Origin of the sequence: Cupriavidus sp. SIMBA_020 (genome assembly GCF_046535395.1) — a bacterium.
GTDB lineage: Bacteria > Pseudomonadota > Gammaproteobacteria > Burkholderiales > Burkholderiaceae > Cupriavidus > Cupriavidus campinensis.
This window is the reverse complement of sequence record NZ_JAWRWU010000009.1, coordinates 31405-56984: the sequence shown is the minus strand read 5'-3', so window position 1 is coordinate 56984 and position 25580 is coordinate 31405. Positions and strand designations below refer to the sequence as shown.

At 66.5% G+C, this 25580-nt stretch carries 24 protein-coding genes; 5 read left to right on the top strand and 19 right to left on the bottom strand.

From position 1 onward, the window contains the following. Positions 1-15 precede the first annotated feature (15 nt). The gene (locus SB751_RS17970; RefSeq protein WP_211942880.1) at positions 16-1404 is read right to left on the bottom strand and encodes an amino acid permease; all 1389 of its coding nucleotides are present in this window, start codon (positions 1402-1404) and stop codon (positions 16-18) included. A gap of 170 nt (positions 1405-1574) precedes the next feature. Then, complete coding sequence (gene hppD, locus SB751_RS17965) at positions 1575-2648, bottom strand: 4-hydroxyphenylpyruvate dioxygenase (RefSeq protein WP_144196496.1); 1074 nt, start codon at positions 2646-2648, stop codon at positions 1575-1577. Between the two features lie 194 nt (positions 2649-2842). On the opposite strand from hppD, the gene SB751_RS17960 reads away from it, so the two are divergent. Continuing rightward, positions 2843-3316, top strand: coding sequence for an Lrp/AsnC family transcriptional regulator (locus SB751_RS17960; RefSeq protein ID WP_144196497.1), 474 nt, complete (start codon positions 2843-2845; stop codon positions 3314-3316). 9 nt (positions 3317-3325) lie between these two features. Here the strand turns inward: SB751_RS17960 and SB751_RS17955 are convergent, their stop codons facing one another. The 3 genes from SB751_RS17955 to SB751_RS17945 all read right to left on the bottom strand — a co-directional run bounded on the left by SB751_RS17955 (position 3326) and on the right by SB751_RS17945 (position 7809). Beyond that, positions 3326-3667, bottom strand: a complete 342-nt coding sequence (locus SB751_RS17955; RefSeq protein WP_144196498.1) for a thioredoxin family protein — start codon at positions 3665-3667, stop codon at positions 3326-3328. 74 nt (positions 3668-3741) lie between these two features. After that, positions 3742-6147, bottom strand: a complete 2406-nt coding sequence (locus SB751_RS17950) for an ATP-dependent DNA helicase (RefSeq protein WP_313818327.1) — start codon at positions 6145-6147, stop codon at positions 3742-3744. 258 nt (positions 6148-6405) lie between these two features. Beyond that, positions 6406-7809: a lactonase family protein gene (locus SB751_RS17945; protein WP_149138070.1), complete on the bottom strand. Its 1404-nt coding sequence runs from the start codon at positions 7807-7809 to the stop codon at positions 6406-6408. A gap of 576 nt (positions 7810-8385) precedes the next feature. On the opposite strand from SB751_RS17945, the gene xth reads away from it, so the two are divergent. Next, positions 8386-9288, top strand: coding sequence for an exodeoxyribonuclease III (gene xth, locus SB751_RS17940; RefSeq protein ID WP_250025487.1), 903 nt, complete (start codon positions 8386-8388; stop codon positions 9286-9288). A 16-nt stretch (positions 9289-9304) separates the two neighbouring features. On the opposite strand, the gene SB751_RS17935 is transcribed toward xth, so the two are convergent. The 4 genes from SB751_RS17935 to SB751_RS17920 all read right to left on the bottom strand — a co-directional run bounded on the left by SB751_RS17935 (position 9305) and on the right by SB751_RS17920 (position 12247). After that, complete coding sequence (locus SB751_RS17935; RefSeq protein WP_144196502.1) at positions 9305-9907, bottom strand: TetR/AcrR family transcriptional regulator; 603 nt, start codon at positions 9905-9907, stop codon at positions 9305-9307. Positions 9908-10146: 239 nt separating this feature from the next. After that, positions 10147-10620 (bottom strand): copper resistance protein CopQ, encoded by a 474-nt coding sequence (locus SB751_RS17930; protein ID WP_211942878.1) that lies wholly within the window; start codon positions 10618-10620, stop codon positions 10147-10149. Between the two features lie 415 nt (positions 10621-11035). Then, positions 11036-11731, bottom strand: coding sequence for a fumarylacetoacetate hydrolase family protein (locus tag SB751_RS17925; protein ID WP_144196504.1), 696 nt, complete (start codon positions 11729-11731; stop codon positions 11036-11038). A 93-nt stretch (positions 11732-11824) separates the two neighbouring features. Beyond that, positions 11825-12247: a VOC family protein gene (locus SB751_RS17920; RefSeq protein WP_144196505.1), complete on the bottom strand. Its 423-nt coding sequence runs from the start codon at positions 12245-12247 to the stop codon at positions 11825-11827. A gap of 133 nt (positions 12248-12380) precedes the next feature. On the opposite strand from SB751_RS17920, the gene SB751_RS17915 reads away from it, so the two are divergent. Beyond that, positions 12381-13316, top strand: a complete 936-nt coding sequence (locus SB751_RS17915) for a LysR family transcriptional regulator (RefSeq protein WP_211942877.1) — start codon at positions 12381-12383, stop codon at positions 13314-13316. Here the strand turns inward: SB751_RS17915 and SB751_RS17910 are convergent. Both SB751_RS17910 and SB751_RS17905 read right to left on the bottom strand, forming a co-directional pair. Then, positions 13285-14589 (bottom strand): MFS transporter, encoded by a 1305-nt coding sequence (locus SB751_RS17910; protein ID WP_144196507.1) that lies wholly within the window; start codon positions 14587-14589, stop codon positions 13285-13287. The two genes, SB751_RS17915 and SB751_RS17910, sit on opposite strands and share 32 nt — an antisense overlap. Positions 14590-14664: 75 nt before the next feature. Continuing rightward, positions 14665-15294, bottom strand: coding sequence for a TetR/AcrR family transcriptional regulator (locus tag SB751_RS17905; protein WP_250025484.1), 630 nt, complete (start codon positions 15292-15294; stop codon positions 14665-14667). 150 nt (positions 15295-15444) lie between these two features. On the opposite strand from SB751_RS17905, the gene SB751_RS17900 reads away from it, so the two are divergent. Continuing rightward, positions 15445-16209 (top strand): SDR family NAD(P)-dependent oxidoreductase, encoded by a 765-nt coding sequence (locus SB751_RS17900; protein ID WP_144196509.1) that lies wholly within the window; start codon positions 15445-15447, stop codon positions 16207-16209. Between the two features lie 184 nt (positions 16210-16393). Further along, entirely contained in the window at positions 16394-18304 is a 1911-nt protein-coding gene (locus tag SB751_RS17895; protein WP_211942886.1) for a methyl-accepting chemotaxis protein, read from the top strand. Positions 18305-18314: 10 nt separating this feature from the next. Here the strand turns inward: SB751_RS17895 and SB751_RS17890 are convergent, their stop codons facing one another. The 8 genes from SB751_RS17890 to SB751_RS17855 all read right to left on the bottom strand — a co-directional run bounded on the left by SB751_RS17890 (position 18315) and on the right by SB751_RS17855 (position 25462). Further along, positions 18315-18911 (bottom strand): M23 family metallopeptidase, encoded by a 597-nt coding sequence (locus SB751_RS17890; RefSeq protein ID WP_144196510.1) that lies wholly within the window; start codon positions 18909-18911, stop codon positions 18315-18317. A gap of 27 nt (positions 18912-18938) precedes the next feature. Then, positions 18939-20186 (bottom strand): BON domain-containing protein, encoded by a 1248-nt coding sequence (locus SB751_RS17885; protein ID WP_410748265.1) that lies wholly within the window; start codon positions 20184-20186, stop codon positions 18939-18941. Between the two features lie 177 nt (positions 20187-20363). Further along, the gene (locus SB751_RS17880; RefSeq protein WP_244844555.1) at positions 20364-20771 is read right to left on the bottom strand and encodes a hypothetical protein; all 408 of its coding nucleotides are present in this window, start codon (positions 20769-20771) and stop codon (positions 20364-20366) included. Positions 20772-20979: 208 nt separating this feature from the next. Further along, the gene (locus tag SB751_RS17875) at positions 20980-21390 is read right to left on the bottom strand and encodes a cupin domain-containing protein (RefSeq protein WP_211942873.1); all 411 of its coding nucleotides are present in this window, start codon (positions 21388-21390) and stop codon (positions 20980-20982) included. Between the two features lie 75 nt (positions 21391-21465). After that, positions 21466-22293, bottom strand: a complete 828-nt coding sequence (locus SB751_RS17870) for an AraC family transcriptional regulator (RefSeq protein ID WP_211942872.1) — start codon at positions 22291-22293, stop codon at positions 21466-21468. Beyond that, on the bottom strand, positions 22286-23251 hold the full coding sequence (locus tag SB751_RS17865; RefSeq protein WP_144196514.1) for a patatin-like phospholipase family protein: 966 nt from the start codon (positions 23249-23251) through the stop codon (positions 22286-22288). Before SB751_RS17865 ends, SB751_RS17870 begins: the two co-directional genes overlap by 8 nt. Before the next feature lie 327 nt (positions 23252-23578). Beyond that, positions 23579-24046: a carboxymuconolactone decarboxylase family protein gene (locus SB751_RS17860; protein ID WP_149138057.1), complete on the bottom strand. Its 468-nt coding sequence runs from the start codon at positions 24044-24046 to the stop codon at positions 23579-23581. Between the two features lie 138 nt (positions 24047-24184). Beyond that, positions 24185-25462, bottom strand: a complete 1278-nt coding sequence (locus SB751_RS17855) for an Nramp family divalent metal transporter (protein ID WP_144196515.1) — start codon at positions 25460-25462, stop codon at positions 24185-24187. Between the last annotated feature and the right edge of the window lie 118 nt (positions 25463-25580).

The window sequence follows — 25580 nt, the reverse complement described above, 5'->3', positions numbered from 1 at the left end:
TCAGGGGGCGGTGACTCATTGCGCCTGCACGCTCGGGGCGCGCAGCGCGGCGGCGGCGTTCTTTTGCCGGAGGCGATAGCTTACGCCAAGTACGCCAAGCCATACCGGAATGAGATACACCGAGAGTCGCAGGCCGGGTGTCAGATACATCACATAGAGGATGCCTGCCAGGAACGCGAGGGTCAGGTAGTTGGTCAGCGGATAGCCCAGGCTCTGGAAGCGCGTGGTCTGGCCGGCCAGGCGCTTGTCGCGGCGGAACTTCAGGTGAATCAGGCTGATCATGGCCCAGTTGATGATCAGGGCCGACACCACCAGGCCCATCAGCAGCTCGAAGGCTTCGCCCGGCATGAAGTAGTTGATCAGCACGCAGGCGCCGGTGGCCAGCGCGGACACGCCCAGCGCGGCCAGCGGAATGCCACGGCGGTTCACCTTCATCAGCGCCTTGGGCGCGTTGCCCTGCTGCGCCAGCCCCAGCAGCATGCGGCTGTTGCAGTAGACGCCGCTGTTGTAGACGGACAGCGCCGCCGTCAGCACCACCAGGTTCAGCACGTGCGCCACCGCCGCGCTATCCAGCGCGTGGAAGATCAGCACGAACGGGCTGCCGCCAGTGACCACCTTCTCCCACGGATACAGCGACAGCAGCACCGCCAGCGCGCCGACGTAGAAGATCAGGATGCGGTAGATCACCTGGTTGGTGGCCTTGGGAATGCTTTTCTCGGGGTTGTCTGCCTCGGCGGCGGTAATGCCCACCAGCTCCAGGCCGCCGAACGAGAACATGATCACGGCCATCGCCATCACCAGGCCGCCCAGGCCGTTCGGGAAGAAACCGCCGTGCTGCCACAGGTTGGCCACGGAGGCCTCCGGGCCCGCGCCGCCGGACATCAGCAGGTAGCCGCCAAAGCCGATCATGCCGATGATGGCCGCCACCTTGATGATGGAGAACCAGAACTCCATCTCGCCGAACGACTTCACGCTGGACAGGTTGATCACGTTGATCAGCACGAAGAACGCCAGCGCGGAGATCCACGTGGGCAGTTCCGGCCACCAGTACTGCACGTAGATGCCCACGGCCGACAGTTCGGCCATGCTCACCAGGATGTAGAGCACCCAGTAGTTCCAGCCGGACATGAAGCCGGCGAAGTGGCCGCAGTATTTATTGGCGAAGTAGCTGAAGGAGCCGGCGACGGGCTCGTCCACCACCATCTCGCCCAGCTGGCGCATGATGAAAAACGCGACGATGCCGGCCAGCGCGTAGCCGAGCAGCACGGCCGGGCCGGCCATCTTGATGGTCTGGGCAATGCCCAGGAAGAGCCCGGTGCCGATGGCGCCGCCAAGGGCAATCAGCTGGATGTGACGATTCTTCAGGCCACGCTGAAGCGTGCCGTCCTGTTGGGGGGCGTGCATGGAGTTGTGTCCTCTACTTATCTGGCCATCCTCGTGGAATGGCGATCACGTCTCTTTGGGGGCGGACGCTATGAAAATACCGCCGGCGCGGGTAGCTCCGGCGGCAGGGAGGGGTCAGGCGTCCCGGGAGGACGCCTGACCAGGTGAAGCGGGGAAAAACGGGGGAAGGGTCAGACCTTGAGCGTGCCGCGCTCGATCTGGTCGCGCTCGAGCGATTCGAACAGCGCCTTGAAGTTGCCTTCGCCGAAGCCTTCGTCGCCGGAACGCTGGATGTATTCGAAGAACACCGGGCCCAGCGCGGCCTTCGAGAAGATCTGGAGCAGCAGGCGGGGCTTGCCGCCCTCGGTGGTGCCGTCCAGCAGGATGCCGCGCGCCTTGAGCTGGTCCACCGGCTGGCCGTGGCCCGGCAGGCGGTTGGCCAGCGCGTCGTAGTAATAGTCGTTCGGCGCCGTCATCAGCTCCACGCCGGCCAGCTGCAGGTTGTCGATGACCTCGATCAGGTTGTCCGTCAGGAAGGCGATGTGCTGGATGCCCTCGCCATTGAACGCCATCAGGAATTCCTCGATCTGGCCGCTGCCCTTGGACGACTCCTCGTTCAGCGGAATGCGGATCTTGCCGTCCGGCGCCGTCATCGCCTTCGAGGTCAGGCCGGTGTACTCGCCCTGGATGTCGAAGTAGCGGATTTCGCGGAAGTTGAACAGGCGTTCGTAGAAGTTCGCCCAGTAGGCCATGCGGCCACGGTAGACGTTGTGCGTCAGGTGATCGATCAGGCGCAGGCCGTGGCCCACCGGGCGGCGGTCCACGCCGTCCAGGAATTCGAAGTCGATGTCATAGATCGACTTGCCGTCCTCGAAGCGGTCGATCAGGTACAGCGGCGCACCGCCGATGCCCTTGATCGCGGGCAGGCGCAGCTCCATCGGGCCCGTGGCGATCTCGATCGGCTGGGCGCCCAGCATCAGCGCGCGGTTGTACGCCTTGTGGGAGTCCTTCACGCGGAAGGCCATGCCGCAGGCGCTCGGGCCGTGCTCGGCGGCGAAATAGGCGGCCTCGCTGTGCGGCTCGTTGTTGATGATGAAATTGATGTCGCCCTGGCGGTACAGCAGCACATCCTTGGAGCGGTGGCGGGCCACCAGCGAGAAGCCCATCTTTTCGAACAGGGGTTCCAGAACGTTCGGCGTCGGCGAGGCGAATTCGACGAACTCGAAGCCCATCAGCTGCATCGGGTTTTCAAAGAGATCGGCCATGGTGTGCTCTACAAGGAAGTGGGGGCAAGGGAGTCCAGCGGGGGGCTGGAAATCGGATTTCAGCGACTTTCAAAGCCGTCCGAACTGGAATCGAGTGTATAACCCGCGCCGGTAAATAGGATTTCGTTCGGGACGCAGGGAAACCCTGAAATGTGAGATAAGATTTCGCAAAATCGCGCTTTGAGGAAACGGAAATGCAGAATACCGAGCTAGACCGCACGGATCGCCGCTTGCTGGGGGTGCTGCAGGAGAACGGACGGGCCAGCAATCTGGAGCTGGCGGAGGCCATCAGCCTGTCGCCGGCGCAGACGCTGCGGCGTCACCGCCGCCTGGAGGAGAGCGGCATCATCAAGCGCTATGAGGCGCGGCTGGACAGCACCGCGCTGGGCTTCGGCGTCACCGCCTTTATCCATGTGACGATGGAGCGCGGCCATATCCGCGACCTGTCCAAGTTCAAGGGGCTGGTGGCGGAACTCGCCCAGATCCAGGAGTGCTTCTCCGTCACCGGCGATATCGACTACGTGCTGAAGGTGGTGGCCAAGGATCTGAAGTCGCTCTCGGACTTCCTGCTGGACACGCTGATGCGCATTCCCGGCGTGAGCGGGGTCAAGTCCAGCGTCTGCCTGGACGAGATCAAATGCACCAGCGCGATGCCGCTGGAGGCTTGATTCGTGTGATTAGTGCGTCACTGACGCGCCGTCGATCTGCGCCATCGCCTCGGCAATCGCCTGCGCGTCGTCGGGGCGCACCAGCCGGGCCACTTCCTGGCCATCGCGCAGGAACACCAGCGTCGGCCACAGCTTCACGCGGAACGAGCGGCCAAGCGGCCGGCCGCTGCCGTCCTCCACCTTGATATGCCGGATGGCCGGATGCTTGCCGAACGCGGTCTCGATCAGCGGCTGGGCGCGCATGCAGAACCCGCACCACGGTGCCCCGAACTCCAGCAGCGTGGCGCCCTGCAGCGCGTCGATTTCCGCGCGGGTGGGCTCGGTGGCGGCAAAGGCCTTGGTCATGCTCATTCTTGGGTCTCCGTCGTGGCTTACCCCTTCGGGGCAAGTAAGGGCAAGCGAGAACCGCGCCAGAAGCGCTGCCGTCATTCTGCCAGTGGCTGCGCCAGCGCGTGCGGCGTGCCGACACCGGTTTTTGCCATCGGCGCGACAGATTTACGCGCCGGGGTGTCGATTTCCCACCACGCGGGCAGCAGCGCCTGCACCTCGGGCCGCCCGAAGCGGTCATCGATCAGCCACACCACGCCCCGGTCTTCGCGCGTGCGGATGACCCGCCCGGCGGCCTGCACCACCTTGCGCAGCCCCGGATACAGATAGGCATAGGCGTAGCCGTCGCCAAACGCGGCCGCCATGCGCTCGCGCAACTGCTCGTTCACATCATTCACCTGCGGCAGCCCCAGCGTGGCCACGAAGGCGCCGATCAGGCGGTCGCCGGGCAGGTCCACCCCTTCCGAGAACACCCCGCCCAGCACCGCAAAGCCGATGCCGCGCCCGCCCGGCGCGAACTGGCCGAGGAACGCGGCCTGCCCCGCCTCGTCCATGCCGCGCGCCTGGGCCCAGGTGGGGAGGCCCGGATGCTGCGCGGCCAGCAGATCGGCGGCCTGGCGCAGGTAGTCGTGGCTGCTGAAGAAGGCGAGGTAGTTGCCGGGCCGCCGCGCGTACTGGTCGGCCATCAACTGCACGATGGCCGGCAGCGAGCGCTGGCGCTGGGTATAGCGCGTGGAAATATGGCGGGCGATATGCACGTCGAGCTGGTCCGCGTGGAAGGGCGAGGGCACCTCCACCCAGACGGCGCTGGCGGGCAGGCCGAGCATGTCGGTGTAGTAGTCCGCCGGCTGGAGCGTGGCCGAGAACAGCGTGGTGGCGTGCGCACCGGCAAAGCGCGGGCGCAGGAACGGCGCGGGCAACAGGTTGCGCACGCAAAGCTGGGCCTGCACGCCGCCGCGCAGGCCGGGCGCGCGTGTGACCTCGAACAGGGAGTGCTGGCCGCCATGGTCGGGCAGTTGTTCGGTCAGGCGCAGGAAGTGCAGGGCGTCGAAGTAGAAACGCTCCAGCGTGGCGTCCTGCTGGCGGGGATGGGCGCTCAGGTGTTCAAGGATCGCGCCGCAGAGCTGGGTCAGCGCCTCCACCAGCGCGGCGGGGGCGGTCGTGTGGGTTTCGAAGGGCGTATCGCTGGCTCGCGCCAGCGCCTGCCATGCCCGATGGAGGCGGTTCACCGGCCGCGACAGCGCCTTGGGCGCGGCCAGCCGCACGCCCCGGAAGGCCACGGGGTCGAGCATGGCCGTGTACATGGCGCGGCCGCGCTCCACCAGATTGTGGGCCTCGTCCACCAGCACGCTGGCGCGCCAGCCGTTCAGCACGGTCAGCGCGTACAGCATGGCACTGCGGTCGAAGTAGTAGTTGTAGTCGGCCACTACCAGATCGCTCCAGCGGATCATCTCCTGCGCAAGATAGTAGGGGCAGACGTTGTGCTGGCGGGCGATTCCGCGCATGGCGTCCCGGTCGAGCAGCGGCACGGCGGCGGCGGCTTCCCGGGCGGCGGGCAGGCGGTCGTAAAAGCCTTGCGCGAGGGGGCAGGATTCGCCGTGGCAGGCCAGTTCGGGGTGTTCGCACGCCTTGTCGCGGGCGGTCAGCTCCAGCACGCGCAGGGGCAATGGGTCGCAACCCCGGTCGCCTTCCCCCCGAAGCTGTGCCGCGGCCTGCAAGGCCACCGCGCGGCCTGTGGTGCGTGCGGAGAGGAAGAACAGCTTGTCCAGGCGCTGCCCCGGCATCGACTTCAGCGCCGGAAACACCGTCCCGATCGACTTGCCGATGCCCGTGGGCGCCTGCGCCAGCAGCGTGCGCGCCGCCACGTTGGCCTTGTAGACCGACTCCGCCAGCACGCGCTGGCCGGGCCGGAAATCGCCATGCGGGAAGGTCAGCGCCACCAGCCCGGCATCGCGCGCCTGACGGTGGGCGATCTCGCGCTCGGCCCATTGCAGGAAGCGCCGGCAACTGGCCTCGAAGAAGGCGCGCAGGGCGGCGGCGTCGTGGCGCTCCTGCTCCACGCGTTCGCGCTGGCTCAGGATGTCGAAATAGACCACGGCGATGTCGATCCCGGCCAGCCCGCGCGCCTGGCACAGCAGCCAGCCGTAGACCTTGGCCTGCGCCCAGTGCAGTGCCCGGTGGTTGGCGGGCACCTCGACCCCTTCGCCGCGCACGGTCTTGATTTCCTCGAGCCGGTTGGCGGCGGGGTCGTAGCCATCGGCGCGGCCCCGCACGTGCAGTCCTTCGAACATGCCGGAGAGGGATACCTCCGCTTCATAGCCCGGCCCGCGCCGGCTCGTGACCACGCCGTGGCCCGCTACGCCTTCCTGTGCGGTGGGCGAGGGCGTGAAGCGCAGGTCGAGATCTCCCGCCTTGGCCGTGAACTCGCACAGCGCCCGCACGGCAACCGTGTAGCGTGGTAGCGCAGGCGATTCGGGGATTTCCGGGGTGGATGTGGCGGACAAGGCGCGGCAGGCGGGGGCGACGAAATAACTGTATAAATATACAGTCTTTGCGGCGAAAGGAAAGCACGCGACGCTGTCAACGCCTAACGGAGCCATCCCCCAAAGGCTGCGCGGGCGCTCGGATGTGACGGGGTTGCACCCGCAGATACTCATTGGCCGCCGCCATGACACATGGGAAAGCACCCCAAAGGTTGTATCGGTGTCGAAGCTTTGGGGTGTATTTCAGGTATATCTGGCTATTTTCAATGGCGCACACATTCAGTGCGTGGCGGCATAAGTTGTCGCCATTGACCAAGGCGCGAAGTTGGCAGCGACGGTCCCTGTAGCCATCGCAGCGAGCGAGCCATCCACTCCGATCGTGTACTGCGAAACACTGTTGCCGCCGCTGTTCACCACATAGACGAACTTGCCGGTCGGATCGATCGACACCGAAATGGGCACGGTTCCGGATGCGACGGTCGCTGTCGCCATTGCCGTGAGCGAACCGTCCGTCCCGATTGTGTACTGGGAAACATTGTCACCGCCGCTGTTCGCCACGTAGACATACTTGCCGGTCGGATCGATCAACACTGAAATCGGCCCGAATCCAGAAGCGACGGTGGGTGTAGCCATCGGCGTGAGCGAGCCATCGGCTCCGATTGTGTACTGCGAAACGCTTGCGCTGCCGTTGTTCGCTACATAGGCATACTTGCCGGTCGGATCTACCATTACTGACTCTGGATTGGCGCCCGTGGCGACGACCGGTGTAGCCATCGGCGTGAGCGAACCATCGGCTCCGATTGTGTACTGCGACACACTGCTGCCACCGTTGTTCGTCACATAGGCATACTTCCCCGTCCGATCGATCGTCATCGAAAAGGGAGAGGATCCCGTTACGACAGTCGACATAGCCATCGGCGTAAGGGAACCATTCGCCCCGATCGTGTACTGCGAAACGTCATTGCCGCTGGAATTCACCACATAGACATACTTGCCGGTCGGATCCACGGCCCCCGCCCCGGGCCAAAGCCCCGCAGCAACAGACGCCGTGGCCATTGGCGTGAGCGAACCATCCGCTCCGATCGTGTACTGCGAAACGGTATCGTCGAGGCTGTTCGCAATATAGGCATACTTGCCCGTCGGATCAACCAGGACCGCCTGCGAACCGAAAAATCCCGTGCCGACGCTGGCCGTAGCCATCGGCGCGAGGGAGCCATTATTTTCGATTGAATACTGCGAAACGTCATTGCTGTTTCGATTCACCACATAGGCATAAGCGATGCGTTTGCATGCAACGCTAACTGTCGCAACATCGGCTGCCGACACGGTGCCGGCAGCACCGGTCACCGTGCAGTTCTGTCCCATCGGTTGTGCCCCGACAGTCACGCTGTAGGCACTGCCGGACACGAGCTTCGCAGGAAATGCAAAACTTCCTTCGGCCGTGACAGTTAGCGCGTCTCGGCCATTGGTCAATTGCAGTTGGGTGCCGCTGACCAAGCCGGAAACAGTACCGCCAACCTGATAAGTGGTAGTGCCACTGGAAGGAATGTTTGCGTCAGGGACGCTTGAGTCAGGCACGCTTGAGCTGCTGCCATCACCACAGGCAGTAATGGCAGCGGCGATAAAGAAACCGCCAACCGTTATTTTTGCTGCAACCCAGAACCGATTTCTACCGTACGTCATTTTCTTGTTCCGTTAAGTAAATTCTTCAACTCATTTGAGTTCGGTCCGCATCGAAACTCTCATTGCGGCTGGACGACTCCTCGCGTAGATCAACTGCCGGATCATTTTAATGTGGTACGCGTTTCTTAATCTGCAATACAAAATACGTGACACCAAGTCGTTTCCCGTTAACGGCATGGAATTCGATTTTATTGAGTAACTCGAAGCCCCCCGGTCGGGTCGAGGCCGATAACATGAGCCAGTCGACCAACCTCGGAAGCCAAAAGAATCTCTACGCGCGTGCACGGCAACACGGGGGGCTATGGCCCCGTATGCGGTTGTTACAATGCCGGGCAGTTACCCGGCCTGGGAAACAGTGTTGCTGCCAGGGTTGACCACATAGGCATACGCACGCGTCAGCGTTGGCCACGGGCCGGGTTCCGTCATCGTGGATCCGTCTGGCAAGCCACCCTCGTAGCCGGCAGCACAGATCTCCTCGAACAGCCGGATGAAAGGAAAGCACGCGACGCTAGCGAAACTTGCCGAATCTTGCTGAAACTTGCCGATGGTGTTGCCAGCCTCGCACAGGGAGAGCCGATGTCCAGATTCAAGATCGCCACCTTCAATATCAATGGCATCCGTACCCGCCTGCCGGCGCTGCTGGATTGGCTGGCGCGCGAGGCGCCCGACGTGGCCTGCCTCCAGGAACTGAAGACCATCGACACGGCGTTTCCGATCGACGAGATTCGCGCCGCCGGCTACGGCGCCATCTGGCACGGGCAGAAGGCGTGGAACGGCGTGGCCATCCTCGCCCGGGGCACGGACCCGATCGAGGCGCGCCGCGGCCTGCCGGGCGCCGAGGATGACACCCAGAGCCGGTACCTCGAAGCCGCCGTCAACGGCGTGCTGGTGGCCTGCCTCTATCTGCCGAACGGCAACCCGCAGCCGGGGCCTAAGTTCGACTACAAGCTGGCATGGTTCGAGCGCCTGATCCGTCACGCGCAGGGTTTGGTTGATAGCGGCCACCCGGTGGTGCTGGCCGGCGACTTCAACGTGGTGCCGACCGACGAGGACATCTACAACCCGCGTTCATGGCTCAAGGACGCCCTGCTGCAACCGGAGAGCCGGGAATGCTATCGCCGGTTGCTGGCGCAGGGTTGGACCGACGCGCTGCGCACGCGCTACCCGGACGCGCGCATCTACACGTTCTGGGACTACTTCCGCCAGCACTGGCAGACCAATTCGGGGTTGCGCATCGACCATCTGCTGCTGAATGCCGAACTGGCGCCGCGCCTGGTCGATGCGGGCGTGGACAAATGGGTGCGGGGGGAGGCGCGGGCGAGCGACCACGCGCCGGCGTGGATCGAACTGGATCTGGGGGAGGGCGCGGCGAAGAAGGCCGCAGCCAAGAAGACCCCGGCTAAAAAGGCCCCGGCCAAAACGACCCCGGCTAAAACGACAAAGGCGCCCGCCGCAAAGCGACGGGCGCCACGCGCCTGATTCCGGAGGTTGGACGTTACACCGTCACGGCCTCTTCAGCCTTGGCCGTCACCGGGTCTGCCACGGCGCCGAGCAGCATGTCCGCCGCGGCATCCAGCCGGTCACTCGACCCCGACATGCGCGCCGTGATCATGCCGTTCTGGATCGCGCCATACAGCACCTTGGCGAAGGCCGGCGGCGGCACCGGGTAGGGCTGGCCGCGCTCGGCTTCGGCGCGGCGCAGCAGCTCGGCAATCCACGCCTCGTGCATGCGGAAGTGATCCTGCAGCAGCGCGCCAATCGCCGGCGGCAGCATCATCACCTCGGCGGACAGCATGCCGACCAGGCACACCTGCCCGTTGTCCGCGCCGCCACGCAGCGGCTCAATATAGCGCCGGGCCTGCTCGGCCAGCGGCAATGTCGTGTCGATGGCCCCGATCCGTGCCGTGGCGGTTTCGCGGTAGCACCGCACCACCTCCAGCACCAGGTCGTCCTTCGACGGAAAGTAGTAATGGATGCTAGACGTCTTGACGCCAACCAGCTCCGCCAGATCGCGGTAGCTGAAACCGTTGTAGCCCCGGCGCCGAATCAGCACTGACGCGTGTTCCAGCAATTGCTCGCGTACGGGTTGCGTTTTCATGGCGACTGTCTCCTTGTGGGAGACCCTCCGGTTCATGCCGCTGCCGATCAGATCAGATCAGATCAGATCGACAGCGACTGCGCGACGACAGAAAGTAGTGATCCGCTGGCAATGCAGAGCACTACCCATCCGCCCAGGATCAGGGCGCTGTCACGCAAACTCATGATCAAACTCCTTGTTCGGGGAAGGCCGTGCGCCCGGTATCGTTACCGGGCGCGTGGCGCTGCACTACCGTGCGATCAGGCCAGCGCGCCGTCGGTGTACACGTCGATGGTGCGCGACGGTTCGCTCGAGACACCGGTGCGGTCCAGGCCGGCCACGATGCGGGCGCCGTCCGTGTACGGGTCGAACTTGCCGGTACGGGCGCCGTCGGTGAAGGCATCCACCGTGCGGGCCGGGCTGGCCGAGACACCCTTGGTATCCAGGCCGGCAACGGTGCGGGCACCGTCGGTGTACGGGTCGGTCTTGCCGACGCGGGCGCCGTCGGTGAACGGGCTGCGTTGGTCATTCACGCGGGCACCGTCGACAAACGGGTTGCGGGGTTCGTTCACACCGCTGGCACGGGCGCCATCGGTGAAGGGGCTGCGCTGGTCGTTGACGCGATAGCTGTAGCCGTAGACTTCGCCGGTGCTGTTGCCGGGGGCTGCCTGGGCGGCGCCAGTCACGAAAGCGGCGGCGAGGGCGGCGGCGGAGAGGATGGTCTTGGCGTTCATGGTGGTGCTCCTTGTCTTTGGTTAACCGGGCGATCTCGGTTAGAGGTGGATCGCGGGGCCGATGTCTTGCTGCGTTGTGACAGGCTTTCCTGCTTTGCTATCTACTGGTAGGTAGAGGGGCGGAGCTAAAAAAAAGACCGTCGTCCGGTACTCATTCACAACATGTACTGCGTGGACTTGAACTGCATCGCGGGGCTGGTTTCTGTTTGCCGGGTGGTGCAGCGCCGTCCATGAGCAGAATATTATCTACTACTAGATAGATAAGCAAGGACTTTTTAAAGAAATTTCGATTGCGGAATGGCCAGGCCCCCGCAGCGTCACACATGTCTACCTGGTATATCGCTGATTTATAAAGAAAAACGGCGTCGATCCCCATGTGGACCGACGCCGTCTGGCGATCTTGCGAGCCCTCGGATCAGCGCTTGCCGACCGTAAAAGCGATCTCGCCGAGGCCGTCCACGCCACCCGTGACCACGTCGCCCGGGTTCAGCGCGCCCACGCCAGCGGGCGTACCGGTGAAGATCACGTCACCCGGGGCCAACGTCATGCTTTCCGAGATATAGGCGATCACATCGGCCACGGGCCAGATCAGTTCGTCGAGGTCGCCTTGCTGGCGGGGCTCGCCGTTGACCTTGAGCCAGATCGCGCCCTTGGCCGGATGGCCGACCGCGGACACCGGATGCAGCGGGCCGCAGGGGCCGGAAGCGTCGAACGCCTTCGACCAGTCCCACGGGCGGCTCATCTTCTTGGCCACGTCCTGCAGGTCGCGGCGCGTGAGGTCAACGCCGACCGCATAGCCCCACACCAGATCCAGCGCCTGCGCCGGGGTGACGTTGGCGCCACCCTTGCCGATGGCCACCACGAGTTCGATCTCATGGTGCAGGTTCTCGGTCAGCGGGGGATAGGACACGGTGCCTTCGGCCGGCACCACGGCGTCAGCCGGCTTGGTGAAGAAGAACGGCGGCTCGCGGTCCGGGTCCTTGCCCATCTCGCGGGCGTGCGCGGCGTAGTTGCGGCCGACGCAGAACACGCGACGGATCGGGAAGCGGGCCTGGCTGCCGGCCACGGCCACGCTGGCCTGCGGGGCCGGCTGGATAACGAATTCGGTCATGTCTCGCTCTGCTCTTATGGATCTGGGTTTGATGGGGATGACTTGGCGATTACTTGGCGATTACTTGGCGATTACTTGGCGATTACTTGGCGATTACTTGGCGAACACCTGGCTCAGGTCGCCGAACGCCTTGAACTCGAGCGCGTTGCCCGACGGGTCCAGGAAGAACATGGTGGCCTGCTCGCCCACCTGGCCCTTGAAGCGCACGTGCGGCTCGATCACGAACTTGGTCTTGGCGGCGCGCAGCTTGTCGGCCAGCGCTTCCCACTTGTCCATCGGCAGGATGGCGCCGAAGTGGCGCACCGGTACATCGTCGCCATCGACCGCGCTGGTGGCGCGATGGCCACATTCGTCCGGCGAGAGATGCGCCACCACCTGATGGCCGTAGAAGTCGAAATCGACCCAGGCGTCGGAGCTGCGGCCTTCCGGGCAGCCCAGCAGGTCGCCATAGAACTGGCGTGCGGCGGCAAGGTCGTGCACCGGGAAGGCAAGGTGGAACAGGGGCATGGCGCTCATGGCAATCCTTTCGTGGGCAGGGATGTTTTGACGTGTCGTTGATTGTAATCAGCAGAACTCGTAATATGAAACGAATGATTTCTGGTCTGAGTATCAGAGATTTCGATATACCCCTGCCTGTGCGCCCACGCCCGTGATCCGCTACTTCCGCACCTTCCTGATGGCCGCCGAGACGGCGTCGTTTTCCGCCGCCGGGGCGCGGCTCGGCCTGACACAGTCGGCGGTGAGCACGCAGATCCGCCGGCTGGAGGAGGATCTCGGCTACGCGCTGTTCGACCGCTCGGGCAAGTCCGTCACACTGAGCGAGGAGGGGCGGCAACTGCTGCCAGACGCCACGCGCTTCGTGGCGCTCTATGAGTCGATGAAGGGCAGCGCCCAGGCGCGGCCGGACACGGCGCCGCTGGATCTGGGCGCGGTCTCCACGGTGCAGTCGACGCTGCTGCCCAAGGCGATGCAGCGCTTTCGCATCGCCTACCCGGACACCCACGTCAACATCGTGCCGGGCATGTCCACGCAGTTGCTGACCCAGGTGGATGCGCGCGAGCTGGACATCGCCGTGCTGGTGAAGCCCCGGCTGGGCATTCCGCCCGAACTGAAATGGGTGCCGCTGCTGCACGAGCGCTTTGTGGCGATTGCGCCGGCAGGCGCCCCGGCGGACCTGAAGACGCTGCTCGCCACCGTGCCGTTCATCCGCTACAACCGGCATTCCACGGGCGGGCAACTGGTGGACCGCTACCTCAAGCGGCACCGGCTGTGGGTGCGCGAAGGCATGGAGCTGGACGAGCCGGCCGTGATCCTGCAGATGGTGGGCGAGGGGCTCGGCTGCGCCATCATCCCTGCCGATCTGGTGCCGTTGCGGCAGACGCCGAACATCGAGGAAGTGCCGATGCCCGGCCCGCCGCTGTTCCGCGAGATCGGCGTGCTGGTGCGTCAGTCGGCGCTCAAGCGCGCCCCGGCGGCGGCGCTGATCGAGGCGTTCGTGGCCGTCGCGCCGCCTACCGGGGCTGGCGAGCCTGGCGAGGCTGGCGAGTCTGGCGTTACGCCTGCGCTGCCGCCTGAGGCGGCGTAGCGGCCGGCGCCTTGCGGCGCACCGCCAGCGCCATCAGCGCGGCGACCAGGCAGGCCGCGCCCGCCACGTACAGCGCCGGCGAATAGGTCAGCAGCAGCGTGCGCGAGAGCCCCGCGCCGAACGCCGCCGTGGCCGCGCCGATCTGGTGGGCGGCGAAGATCCAGCCGAACACCATCGCCGCGCGCTCGCGGCCAAACGTGGTGGCGGCCAGCTTCACCGTCGGCGGCACCGTGGCAATCCAGTCCAGGCCGTAGAACATCGCGAAGATGGACAGGCCGTAGAGCGTGAATTCCGAATGCGGCAGCCAGAACAGCGAGAGGCCGCGCAGCGCGTAGTACCAGAACAGCAGCTTGCGGCTGTCGTACCGGTCCGAAAGCCAGCCAGACAGGATGGTGCCAACGAAGTCGAACGCGCCCATCATCGCCAGCGCGGAGGCGGCCGGCACCGCCGACATGCCGAAGTCCGCGCACAGGGCGATGAAGTGGGTCTGGATCAGGCCGTTGGTGGACAGTCCGCAGATAAAGAACGTGCCGGCCAGCAGCCAGAAGGTTTGCGTGCGCGCGGCGTCGCGCAGCACGACGAAGGGGCCACGCAGCGTGAGCGGGGCGGGCGGGCCGGACGGCGCCGGCGCGGTGCCGGGCAGTTCGCCGAACGCGGGCAGGCCAACGTCGCCGGGCCGGTTGCGCATCAGCGCGAAGACAAATACCGCCAGCGCGGCGCAGGCCACGAGCACGGGCAGCACCGCCGTGCGCCATCCCATGTGCTCGATCAGCCATGCGGCAACCGGCAGGAAGGCGAGTTGGCCGGTGGCCGAACTCGCCGTGAGGATGCCCACCACCAGCCCGCGCCGCGCGGTGAACCAGCGGTTGGCCACCACGGCGGCCAGCACCAGCGCGGTCATGCCCGAGCCGACGCCCAGCATCAGCCCCCAGGCGACGAACAACTGCCACAACTCCGTGGCCACCGTGGCCAGCGCCATGCCGCCCGCGATCAGCGCAAGCGCCGCACAGACCACATTCCGCACGCCAAAGCGTTCCATCAGGAGGGCCGAGAACGGCGCCATCAGGCCGAACAGCGCGAAGCGGAAGGCGAGGATCGACGAGATCTGATCGGTGTTCCAGCCCATCTCCTGCGTCAGCGGTTTCAGGAACGCGCCGGGCAGGCCGAGCGCGGCGGAAGTGGTCAGCATCACGCAGAAGGTGACGGCGGCAATGATCCACGCATAGTGGATGCCGCGCCGGTCCAGCCGGCTGGAAAGGGCTTGCGCAAACATGGGGGTCTGGTTGTTGTGGTGAGTGAGATGTGGAGAAAGGGTGTCTGCGGGTGTCCGTGGGTGTCCGCGTCTGCCTCAGCCGGCGGGAGAAGGTTCGGGCGCAGCCTCGGCAGCGTCCTCGCCCAGCAACCACGCACGCGTGGCATCGAGAATCGCCTCGGAGAGCGGGTCGCCGGCCGTGGCGCGGGCCAGCATCAGCGCGCCCGCCATGGCCGACACCTCCACCAGCGCCTGCTGGCGGGCTTCGGCTTCGGGCAGGTCGGCTGGGGCGGTCGAGAGCCATTTGTCGATCAGCGCCGAGAGCCCTTCGCGGTACACCGGGCGCACCGGCTTGTCGGCGTCCTCGCGCGCCACATCGGCCGCCAGCGCAGAGGCCGCGCAGCCTTCGGCGGCGTGGTCGCGGTGCGCGGGGGTGAGATAGGCCGCCACCAGCGCGCGCCGCGCGGTCCGGCGGTCACCGCCGGCGCCGGCGATGCGCCGGTCCCAGCGCTGGTCGCCTTCCTCGAAGGCGCGCCGGCAGGCCACCGCCACGAGGTCGTCCTTCGACGCGAAATGGCCGTAGAAGCCACCGTGGGTCAGCCCGGCATTTGCCATGATTTCTGCCACACTGACTGCATGCGGCCCCCGTTCGCGGATCAGCTTTGCCGATGCGGCTTCGATGGCCGCCTTGTGTTGGCTGGCCACTGCTCGTGATGCGCGCGCCATTTGACGCCTCCCTCTGGAAACCTGACTGAAACTTGCCTTGACCGCAGTTTAGATGACGTCCATACTTTATTCAATAGATGCTGGTCATCATTTAAAAAGGCCGGCATGGTTGTTGTCATGTCGTCCCATCGATCCAAGGAGATTCCTGCTATGTCCAAACTGTTCGACCTGTCCGGCCGCGTCGCGGTGATTACCGGTTCCACCAAAGGCATGGGGCTGGAGATGGCCCGCGCGCTGGGCCAGCAAGGCGCCCGCGTGGTGGTCTCGGGCCGCGATAGCGCGGTGTCCGAGCGCGTGGCGGCCACATTGAAGGCCGAAGGCATCGATGCCACCGGCATCGCCTGCGATATCGCCGACCTCGTCAGCGTGCGCGCCTTCGCCGACAAGGTGCTCGCCACCTTCGGCCGCGTGGATGCCCTCCTGCTCAACGCCGCCGCCAGCGGCGTGGTCGGCCCGATGCTGGAGCAGGGCGAGAAGGAATTCGACGACGTGATGGCCGGCAACGTGCGCGGCAATTTTGTGCTGGTTAATGCACTCGCGCCGCAGATGATCGAGCGCCGCGATGGCTCGATCGTCTTCATGTCAAGCATTGCCGGCCGCCGCGGCTCGGCCTTCCTGCCGCTGTACAGCGTCTCCAAGGGCGCGATCGATGCCGTGATGCGCAACTTCGCGCTGACGCTGGCGCCGCACAACATCAACGTGAACAGCATCAACCCGGGCCCGGTGCGCACCGATTTTTCGCGCGACGCGCTGTGGGGCGATCCCGAACGCGAAAAGGCCCTGAGCGGCGCCATCCCGATGCGGCGCATCGCCGAAGCCAGTGACGTCGCCGGCCTGGCCGTGCTGCTCGCCTCGCCGGCGGGCCGCTACATCACGGGTCAGGTGATCGGGCTGGACGGCGGCGCCACCGCCTGATGTTTCGCCCCGCCGCCGTGCTTCGCGCACCGTGCGCGTGCGGCGGCGGCACCGTGTTTGTGCAGTGCGAAAAATAGCCGGGAAAGTGGCTTCATTCCTTCGAATCGAGACCGATACAGCGTGAAATCAGTTCTCGATAACAAGGAGCACCGTGGCCGCTTTCCTCACCCCCGCAATGCACCTGATGGCGCGTCTGACGATCACGCGCAAGCTGGTGCTGCTGACCATCCTGTTCCTGATTCCGCTCTGCGGCGCGCTGGTTGCCGTGCTGAACCAGTCGGTGCAGTCGATCCGCGCCACGCAGGATGAATTGCGCGGCCTGACGCTGGTTGGCCGCGCGCTCGACTTCATGCGCGAGACGCAGGTGCGCCGGGGCGCCGCCAACGGGCTGCTGCTCGGCAATGCCACCTTCCGGCCGACCTTCGACGCCGCCAACGGCAAGGCCGATGGGCATCTCAGCGCACTTCGCGCCGAGGCGGCAAGCGTGACGGCGTTCGACGTGAAGCCGGACGCGGCCAAGCTCGACGAAGCCTGGGCGCAGATCCGCAAGCTCGGGCTGGAAACCCCCGCCGCGCCGCTGTTCGAGCGCCACACCGCGCTGGTCAAGCAGACGCGGCTGTTCATTGGCGATGTGGCCGATCGCTCCTCGCTGGCGCTCGACCCGGACGCCGGCTCCTATTACCTGATCAACCTGATGGTCGGCCCGATGCCGAAGCTGGCCGAACTGAGCGCGCTGGCGCGTGGCCGGGGCGCGGGCATCATCGCGCAGGGCGGCTATTCCGATGCGGCCCAGCAGGCGGACCTTGCCGCGCTGGCCGAGCAGATCCAGGACGGACTGGAAGCCGTGCGGCGCGACATCGCCCGTGCCGAGCACGGTGCGCCGGCCTTCAAGGCCCGCATGGAAGCCGCCACCGCCAGGCTGGCCGCGATGGACAACTTCTATCGCACGCTCAAGGTGAGCATGCTGGGCTCCAGCGGCATCACGATCGATGCCAAGTCGTATTTTTCCGAAGGTACGGCGGCAATCGAGGCGGTGTCGGCCCTCAACCAGGAGTTCGCCGCGCTGACGGGCGAGATGCTCGCCCAGCGCATGGCGGCCGAGCAGCGCCAACTGGTGCTGCTGGCCGTCATCGCGCTGGTCACCGTGGGCGGCGCGCTCTACCTGTTTGCCGGTTTCAGTCAGGGCATGCGCCGTGACGTGCAGGACGTGGCGACGCTGGTGGCGCGCATCAACGCCGGCGACCTTACCGTGCGCATCGACGCCCACGGCCGGGACGAGCTGAGCGGCGTAAAAAGGCACCTGATGTCGATGGTGGAAACGTGGCGCGGCATCATCGGCGAGACCAAGGACGGCGCGCAGAACGTGCTGGTGGCGGCGGGGCAGATCGCGCAGGGCAATGCCGATTTGTCTCAGCGCACGGAGGAGCAGGCGTCGTCGCTGGAGCAGACCGCGGCGAGCATGGAGGAGCTGACCGCCATCGTCCAGCAGAACGCGGGCAACGCCAACGAGGCCAGCACGCTGGCTGCGGAGGCGTCGGCGATTGCGGTGGCGGGCGGGGAATCGGTGTCGCGCGTGCGCGAGACCATGGGCGAGATCGAGGCCGATTCGAAGCGGATTGTCGAGATCATCGCCGTGATCGACAGTATTGCCTTCCAGACCAATATCCTGGCGCTGAACGCCGCTGTCGAGGCGGCGCGTGCGGGGGAACTGGGCCGGGGCTTCGCGGTGGTGGCCAGCGAGGTGCGCACGCTGGCCCAGCGCGCCGGCCATTCGGCCAAGGAGATCCGCGCGCTGATCTCGCAGTCGACCAGCCGGGTGACGGCAGGCACGGCGCTGGCCGGGGAGGCCGCCGCGACCATGGAGAACATCGTCACGGCCGTGCAGCGCGTGACGACGATGATGGACGAGATCAGCCGCGCCTCCCACGAGCAGAGCGGCGGCATCACGCAGGTGAACCAGGCGGTGACGCAGATGGATCAGGTCACGCAGCAGAACGCTGCGCTGGTCGAGGAAGCCGCCGCAGCGGCCGAGGCGCTGCAGGAACAGGCGCTGCGCATGGAGCAGAGCGTCAGCGTGTTCCGGCTGGCGGCTTGAACTAGGAAAATTACGGGGACGTCGGCGCGCGCAGCAACGGATAGGGGTTGATCGCCCCGGCTCCGGTGTATACGCCGTAGTGCAGGTGCGGCGGCGTGCCGCGCGCGTTGCCGGTATTGCCGACGTAGCCGAGCACGGCGCCGGGTGCCACGCGGTTGCCGATGCTCACATCGGCATAGTCGTCCAGATGGGCGTAGTAATGCATCTGGCGACCCGGCCCGAGCACCCAGACCACCTTCCCGCCCAGGCTGTTGGTGCCCACGCGCGAGACGATGCCCTCCGTGGCGGCCAGCACCGGGGTGCCGCGCGCGGCAAAGATGTCGATGCCTTCGTGCTTGCGCCCGCCGGAGCGCGCCCCGTGCCAGGTGTCTCGCAGCCCGCGCTGGGCCACACCCTGCACCGGCATCGCCAGCGCGGTGGGCGCCGGCATCGACGCCAGCCGCACCGCGTAGAGCGCACTATCTATATAGGGTTTGACGTAGGGCCAGCCCAGTGCGCCCGCCAGCAGCAGCGCGGCCAGCCACAGCCAGCCGGCGTAGGAGCGGGGCTGGCGTTCGGGTTGGCGTTGGGGCTGGGGTCGGGGCGGGTCGGCCGGGCGCGTCACCATGGGCGGCTCCGGCCGGTGGCGATGGCATTACCAGCCGTTGGAGCCGGCACTGGTACCTTCGCCGGCACGCGCTTCGCGCTTCTCGACGCGGATGTTGTTCTCGACTTCGGTAACGCCGAAGGTGTTGTCGGCGATGTCCTCGATGGCATATTTCTGGCTGCGCTGGTGGACGGTGCCGGATAGCGTGACCTTGCCCTTGTCCACGTCGACGCTGACTTCGCCCACATCCACGCCGCTGGTAAAGGTCAGCCGTTCGCAGATCTGGTCGCGGATGCGCTCGTCGGTGCGGGTGTAGCCGCGCGGCACGTTGCGCTTGTCGATGTCATCGTCGTCGAGGCCGAAGAAGTTGCTGACGGCTTCGCCGATCCGGTGGCCGAGATTGTAGAGCGCGCCGTGCTCCTCGCCTTGATCGCGGTCATCGTCGTCGTCCGCCCTGCGCCGTGACGGGCGGTAGCCGAGTTCCTCGTCATAGCCGCTGGCGCCAAGGTAATTGCGCCCGTATGACTGGGCGGGCGGCTGGCGGCCGGCGTAGGCGCCGGACGGACGGGATTCGCCCCATTCGTCGCGGGGCTCGGTCCAGTAGCGCGTGTCGCTGCGCAGGTCGTTGAAATAGGCGTCATGCCCGGACCCGCCGGCCTGCCAGGGTTCACGCTGCTGGGCGCGGCGCAGCCATTGCTGGTCGGCGCTGCCAAAGCCCTGCTGGCCGCGTTCGCCCTGATGACCTTGTTGCTGGCGTTGACCCCGACCCTGACCCCGACCCTGACCCCGACCCTGACCCCGACCCTGACCCTGATCCTGTTCCCATCCGCGCTCGCCGCCGTAGCCGCGTGCCTCTTGATAGCCTTGATAACCCCGGTAGCCCTGCGGGCCGCCGTAGTCCCCATAGTCCCCATAGTCGCCAAACTCGCTGGCCTGGCGGCGGCTGCGGTACGCCTGCTGGCGGCGCTGGGCGTCTTCTTCGGGCGAGTCGCTGCTGGCATAGCCGCCGTTGAGCCCGTAGCGCAGGTTGCTGCCCTGCCATTGGCCGCTGTCGCGGTAGGCGCCGGCATAGCCGCTGCGGGGCGGGCTGCCGTCGCTGGTTTGTCCCGGGATCAGGCGCTGGCGTCGGCGCGCATCGTCCCATTCATCGCTGGCGGACTCGGGCTGCCAATCCTGCTCGCGCGCACGCAGTCCAGTGTCGTCGCTCCATGGATCGTAAGCGTCGTCGTCGCGGACATTTTCAACGGCCCGCCAGGTCTGCCCCCGGCGATAACGCTCGGTGTAGTGGTCGCCCATTGCTGATCTCCTGAAGTTGCGGGTGTGCCATCACTGGCAATCCAGAAGAGGGGCAAGATTCGTACCGCGCCGGCCGGGCCTTGTCAGGGCTGGCCTTGCGGGAGTTGGTGCGGGGGACGCCCATGCAAGCCTTGCGCGGGCGCGTGTAAAGACTGCTCGGTGGGCATCGTGCGCGGGTTAATGGGCCGTCACACGGCGCAGCGAGCCCGGCGGGTGGGCCAGGACGGCGGCGGGGATCCTCGGTGCGGAGGGCGTGGCCGGCGCGGCGGGTGCGGGATCCGTCCGCTCGGCACGGGGCGGGCGCACCGGGGCGATGCCCTCGACGGCGCCCAGCGCCTGACCGTTCTCGTAGCCGGTGGACACCGCTTCGAGATAGCCGGGCGAGAACTTCTGCTCAGGCGTGACCGCCGGGGCCAGTGCGGGCTGCGCATACACCGCCGTGTGGGCGCAGAGCGCCAGCACGCGGAGCAGCAGGATGCCGCCACGCATGCGGTAGAGCACGGCGAGGGGCGTAAGCGGCGAAAGAGGACGGGGCTGGTGGAGGGGCGCGGCGTCCGTGGGGCGCAACTGTGGCGGGATCTTCATGATGGTTCTCCAAAGGAGCTTTCGCTCCGGCTGAAAGGGCACTCAGAACGAGCATCGCGGCGCCGCGCTCGTCCTTCCTTTTCGCAGAGAACATGCCACCATCATTTCGGCCCCGGGCGGGCAGGCCGGACCACTTTCACGCGGAAAACAGGGGGTTTCGGACCAACACGTGGTGAGGAACGGTTGGCGCCATGCCAACATCGGCCGATCAGATCCAGACGTCGTTTTGCGCGGTGCGCTCGCCCACGGCCTCGCCCGTATTGCGCACGCCACGCGGCTCGATCAGCAGCATGCGCACCTCGCCATCGGCAAACGGCTTGTGCTCGATGCCGCGCGGCACCACGTACATCTCGCCGGCGCGCAGGTCGACGTGGCCGTCACGGAAGTCGATGCGCAGGTGGCCGTCCAGCACGATGAAGGTCTCGTCAGTCTCGGCGTGGCTGTGCCAGACAAAGTCCCCTTCGATGCGGACGATCTTGAACTGGTAGTCGTTCATCTCGGCAATCACGCGCGGCTGCCAGTGGTCCGAGAACAGGGCGAGCTTCTCGGCGAAGTTGATGGCGCGGTAGGGAGTGGGGGTGGGAGTGGGGGAGGGGGTGGGGGTGGGGGTGGGGGACATGGGGCGCTCCTTCGGATGGGATGAAGGCCCGAGTCTGCGCCGCCGGCGGGCGGGCCGTCTTGTACGATCGTGCAGCTACGGCGTGCGCCCCAGCGTGCGCAGCCAGCGCGCCGGCGTGATGCCGAAGGTGCGCGCGAAATGCCGCGTCATGTGGGCCTGATCGGTGAAACCGGCCCACGCGGCGGCATCGGCCAGGGTCTGGCCAGCCACGATCAGCCGGCGGGCCATGTCGAGCCGGCGCATGGTCAGGTAGCGGTACGGGCTGGTGCCGAACAGCGCACGGAAATCGCGCGACAGGCGCCAGCGGTCACGGCCGGTGGCGGCTTCGAGTTCGTCCAGCGTGACGATGCGCGCCACGTTGTCGATCAGAAAGGTCCGGGCCATCTCGGCGGCGCGGTAGTCCAGCGCCTGCCGGCGCCCCGGCGTGGGTCCGCCCGCAACAGCGGCCAGCGCGTGGGCCACGTCGTAGATGGCGTCGTCTTCCTCGAGCGGGTCGATCGGGCGGTCCATCGCGCGCAGCAGCGTCTCGGTGGCGGCGAACAGCCGGGGGTCGTCCGATCGGCCGCCCGGGATAAACGGCAGCGGCTGGCCGCCCAGCGCGCGCTGCACGTGCGCGGGCTCCACGTAGATCATCCGGTACTGGAAGCCGGCCTCGGTGCCGGCCTGGCCGTCGTGCGGCTCGTCGGGGTGCAGGACAATGGTGCCGCCCGGCAGGCTGTTGCAGACGCCGCGCCGGTAGGAAAAGCGCTGCACGCCGGCCAGCGTGCGGCCAATCGCATAGGTGTCATGGCGATGCATGTCGTAGCCGTGGCCGCCGATGAACGCCTCGATGCGCTCCATGCGCTGGGCGGACGCATCGCGCCGCATCCAGTCGCGCCGGCCCGGCAGCACGCCATCAACCATGCGTGTGGCCGGGATGGCCGTGGGTGTGGCTCGGCGCCGCGTGCGTGTGGATGTGGTCCGCCTCCGGTGGCGGGGAAAGGTCGGCGCTGCAGCTGGGCGACGACTCGTCGTGGCTGTGCGGCTCCAGCGCGCCCGGCACGCGGCGGCTCTTCAGGCCATCGGCACGCAGCCAGGCCACGGTGGCCTCGGCGGCGCGGTCGATCAGCTCGCCGCAGCGCGTGTAGTCATAGGGCGAGACATCGAGCGGGCACAGCGGCGGCACCACGGCAATATGCGCGTGGTCGGCCCAGCGTTCCAGGTCATGCACCAGTTGCCGCGCCACCAGCAGGGACAGCGCATTGAGCGCATGCTCCACGGCGCCACGCGGCGGGCGGCGCTCGGCGCAGGCGAAGCCGGCCGGCAGCACCACGATGCGCGTGGCACCCAGCCGCACGGCCGTGGAGACAGGCGTGTTGTTGGCCACGCCGCCATCGATCAGCGCCCGGCCTTCCACGTGCACCGGCGGAAACACGCCCGGAATGGCCGCGCTGGCCAGCACCGCATCGACGATATTGCCCGAGGACAGCACCACTTCGTCGCCGGAATGCATGTCGGTGGCCACGACATAGAGTGGCAGGCTGGCATGTTCAAGCCGCGATTCGCCGAAGTGGCGTGAAAGTAACTTCTGGAGGCCGAACGATTCCACCAGATGCCCGCGCCGTCCGCCCAGCATGCCGAGCATGCTGCGCCAGGACCAGGGCAGCACCTCGGCCCGGCGAATGCCGCGCCAGAGGCTCTCCAGCTTGGCCGTGCCTTCCTCGTGCGGATGGCAGGCGAAATACGCGCCGTTGATGGCGCCGGCCGATGCGCCGATCACCATGTCCGGCGCCATGCCCCACTTCACCAGTTCCCGCAACATGCCGACCTCGATGGCACCGAGGCTGCCTCCACCGGCAAAGACGAATGCTGTTTTTTCCATAGCTGGGCCCGCGGGGAGCCATCCTCCCCGGATTCTCGATCTGTTCGTGGCGACAGCATAGGCCACTTCCGGGCGGGAGCGAAAGAGTCTGTGGATGTAGGGTCTGTTGGGGCCAATTGTGCAATTAACCGCCAGGAATTTGGCGCGACTTCAGGGGCGGGCGGGCAGGGGATGGGGGGAAACGACGCAAAAAAGGCACGATGCGAAAGACGCACGATGCGAAAACGGCACGCGAAGCACGCACGCAAAAAAGGCGCCGACAGCGATGTCGCGCTGTCGGCGCCCCGCGGCAGTCCAACCTGGCGCGCTAGCGAAGCAATGTCCCGATCAGAAGCCGGGAGCCGGCGTTTCCGGGATCTGGTTGCGCAGGCTCAGGTTCATCACGTTCCAGCCGCGGATTGCGGCGATGGTATAGGACAGCTCGGCGATTTCCTGCTCGCTGAACTGTTCGCGCAGGGCTGGCCAGGCGGCGTCGGTCAGGTCCTGGTGCGGCAGCGCGTTGACGGCCTCGGCCCAGCCCAGCGCGGCGCGCTCGCGGGCGTTGAAGAACGAGGCGGGCGCCTCACGCCAGCCGGCGATGGCGTTCACGTGGCGCGGGTCCAGGCCCTGCTTGATCAGGTCGCGCCAGTGCATGTCCACGCAGACGCCGCACTGGTTGATCTGCGAGACGCGCAGCTGCACGATTTCCACCAGACGCGGGCCCAGCGAGCTTTGCTTGACCGAACCCGACAGCGCGATCATGGCCTTCAGGTTGGCCGGGGCGAGCTGGAAGAAGTTAATACGCGATGCACTCATGATGGTTCCTCACGGTAGTTCAAGGGAGTTGGCGTGCGCCCTTTGCGCCTGCCTTTCCCTGTAAGACGTACCGCGCGCCCGGCTTGTGACAGCTTTCCCAAAAAATTTCAGAAAAATCCGATTGAGCCGATTGAACCCTCAGTTCATCCATTCCCGGAAGGTGAGGAAGAGCATGGCCGCGTTCATGGCGATGATGATGCCCACCGTCAGCGACGCCAGGATCACCACGCTGCGCGGGTTGGCGTAGGCGCCCATGCGGGCGCGGCTGCTGGTGAGGCGCACCAGCGGAATCGCCGCGAACGGCAGTTGCAGGCTCAGCACCACCTGGCTGGCGATCAGCAGCTGCGCCACGCCTTTGTCGGCGTACAGCCATGCCACGATCAGCGCCGGCACGATGGCCACGCCGCGCGTGAGCAGCCGGCGCGCCCACGGCGCCAGCCGCGTGCGGATAAAGCCCTCCATGACCACCTGGCCGGCCAGCGTGGCGGTCACCGCCGAGCTCTGGCCCGAGGCCAGCAGCGCCACGGCGAAGATCACGCTGGCCCAGGCGGCGCCGGTCAGCGGGGAGAGCAGGTGGAAGGCCTGCTGGATCTCGGCCACCTCCGCGTGGCCGCTGCGGTGGAACACGCCGGCCGCCGTGACCAGGATCGCACTATTAATAAAGAAGGCGATGGCGAGGGCCACCAGCGTGTCGACGGCGGTGTAGCGCAGCGCCCGTTGCAGCGCCGGCGGGCTGTCCTCCACGGCGCGCGTCTTGACCGCCGCCGAGTGGAGGTAGAGGTTGTGCGGCATCACCGTGGCGCCGATGATGCCCGTGGCGATGACCACGGCGTTGGCATCGGTGAGCGAACGCGGCGAGGGCAGCAGCCCCCAGCCCACGTCCGACCACGACGGCTCGGCGATGATCAGCATCGCCACGAAGCACAGCAGCACGATGGTGATCATGCTGATGACGAAGGCTTCCAGCCGCCGGAAGCCGCGCTGTTGCAGGACCAGCACCAGCAGCACATCCAGCACGGTCAGCGCCACGCCGGCCAGCAGCGGGATGTTGAACAGCAGGTTGAGGGCGATGGCCGTGCCGATGACTTCGGCCAGGTCGGTGGCGCAGATCGCCAGTTCGGCCAGGATCCATTGCGACCAGGCCGACCAGCGCGAGGCGCCGTGCCGGCACGCCTGCGCCAGGTCCATGCCGGTGACCAGCCCGAGCCGGCTGGCCAGCACCTGGAGCAGCATCGCCATGAGGCTGGACATCGCCACGACCCAGAGCAGGGAGTAGCCGTAGGCGGACCCGCCCGCGAGGTCGGTGGCCCAGTTGCCGGGGTCCATATAGCCCACGGCCACGAGGTAGGCGGGGCCAAGGAAGCGGACGAACTCGCGCCACCTGGCGGTGGGCGGGCTAGGGATGACGGCCGACACGTGCCCATCCTACGAGGTGATGACCGCGCATGGCGCTCCCGTTCAAGTTGTGTGTGGCTCGGATGTCTCGAACTACCAAGGCAGCCAATTTAGCCGAATTCGTCGATCGATGCGCTGA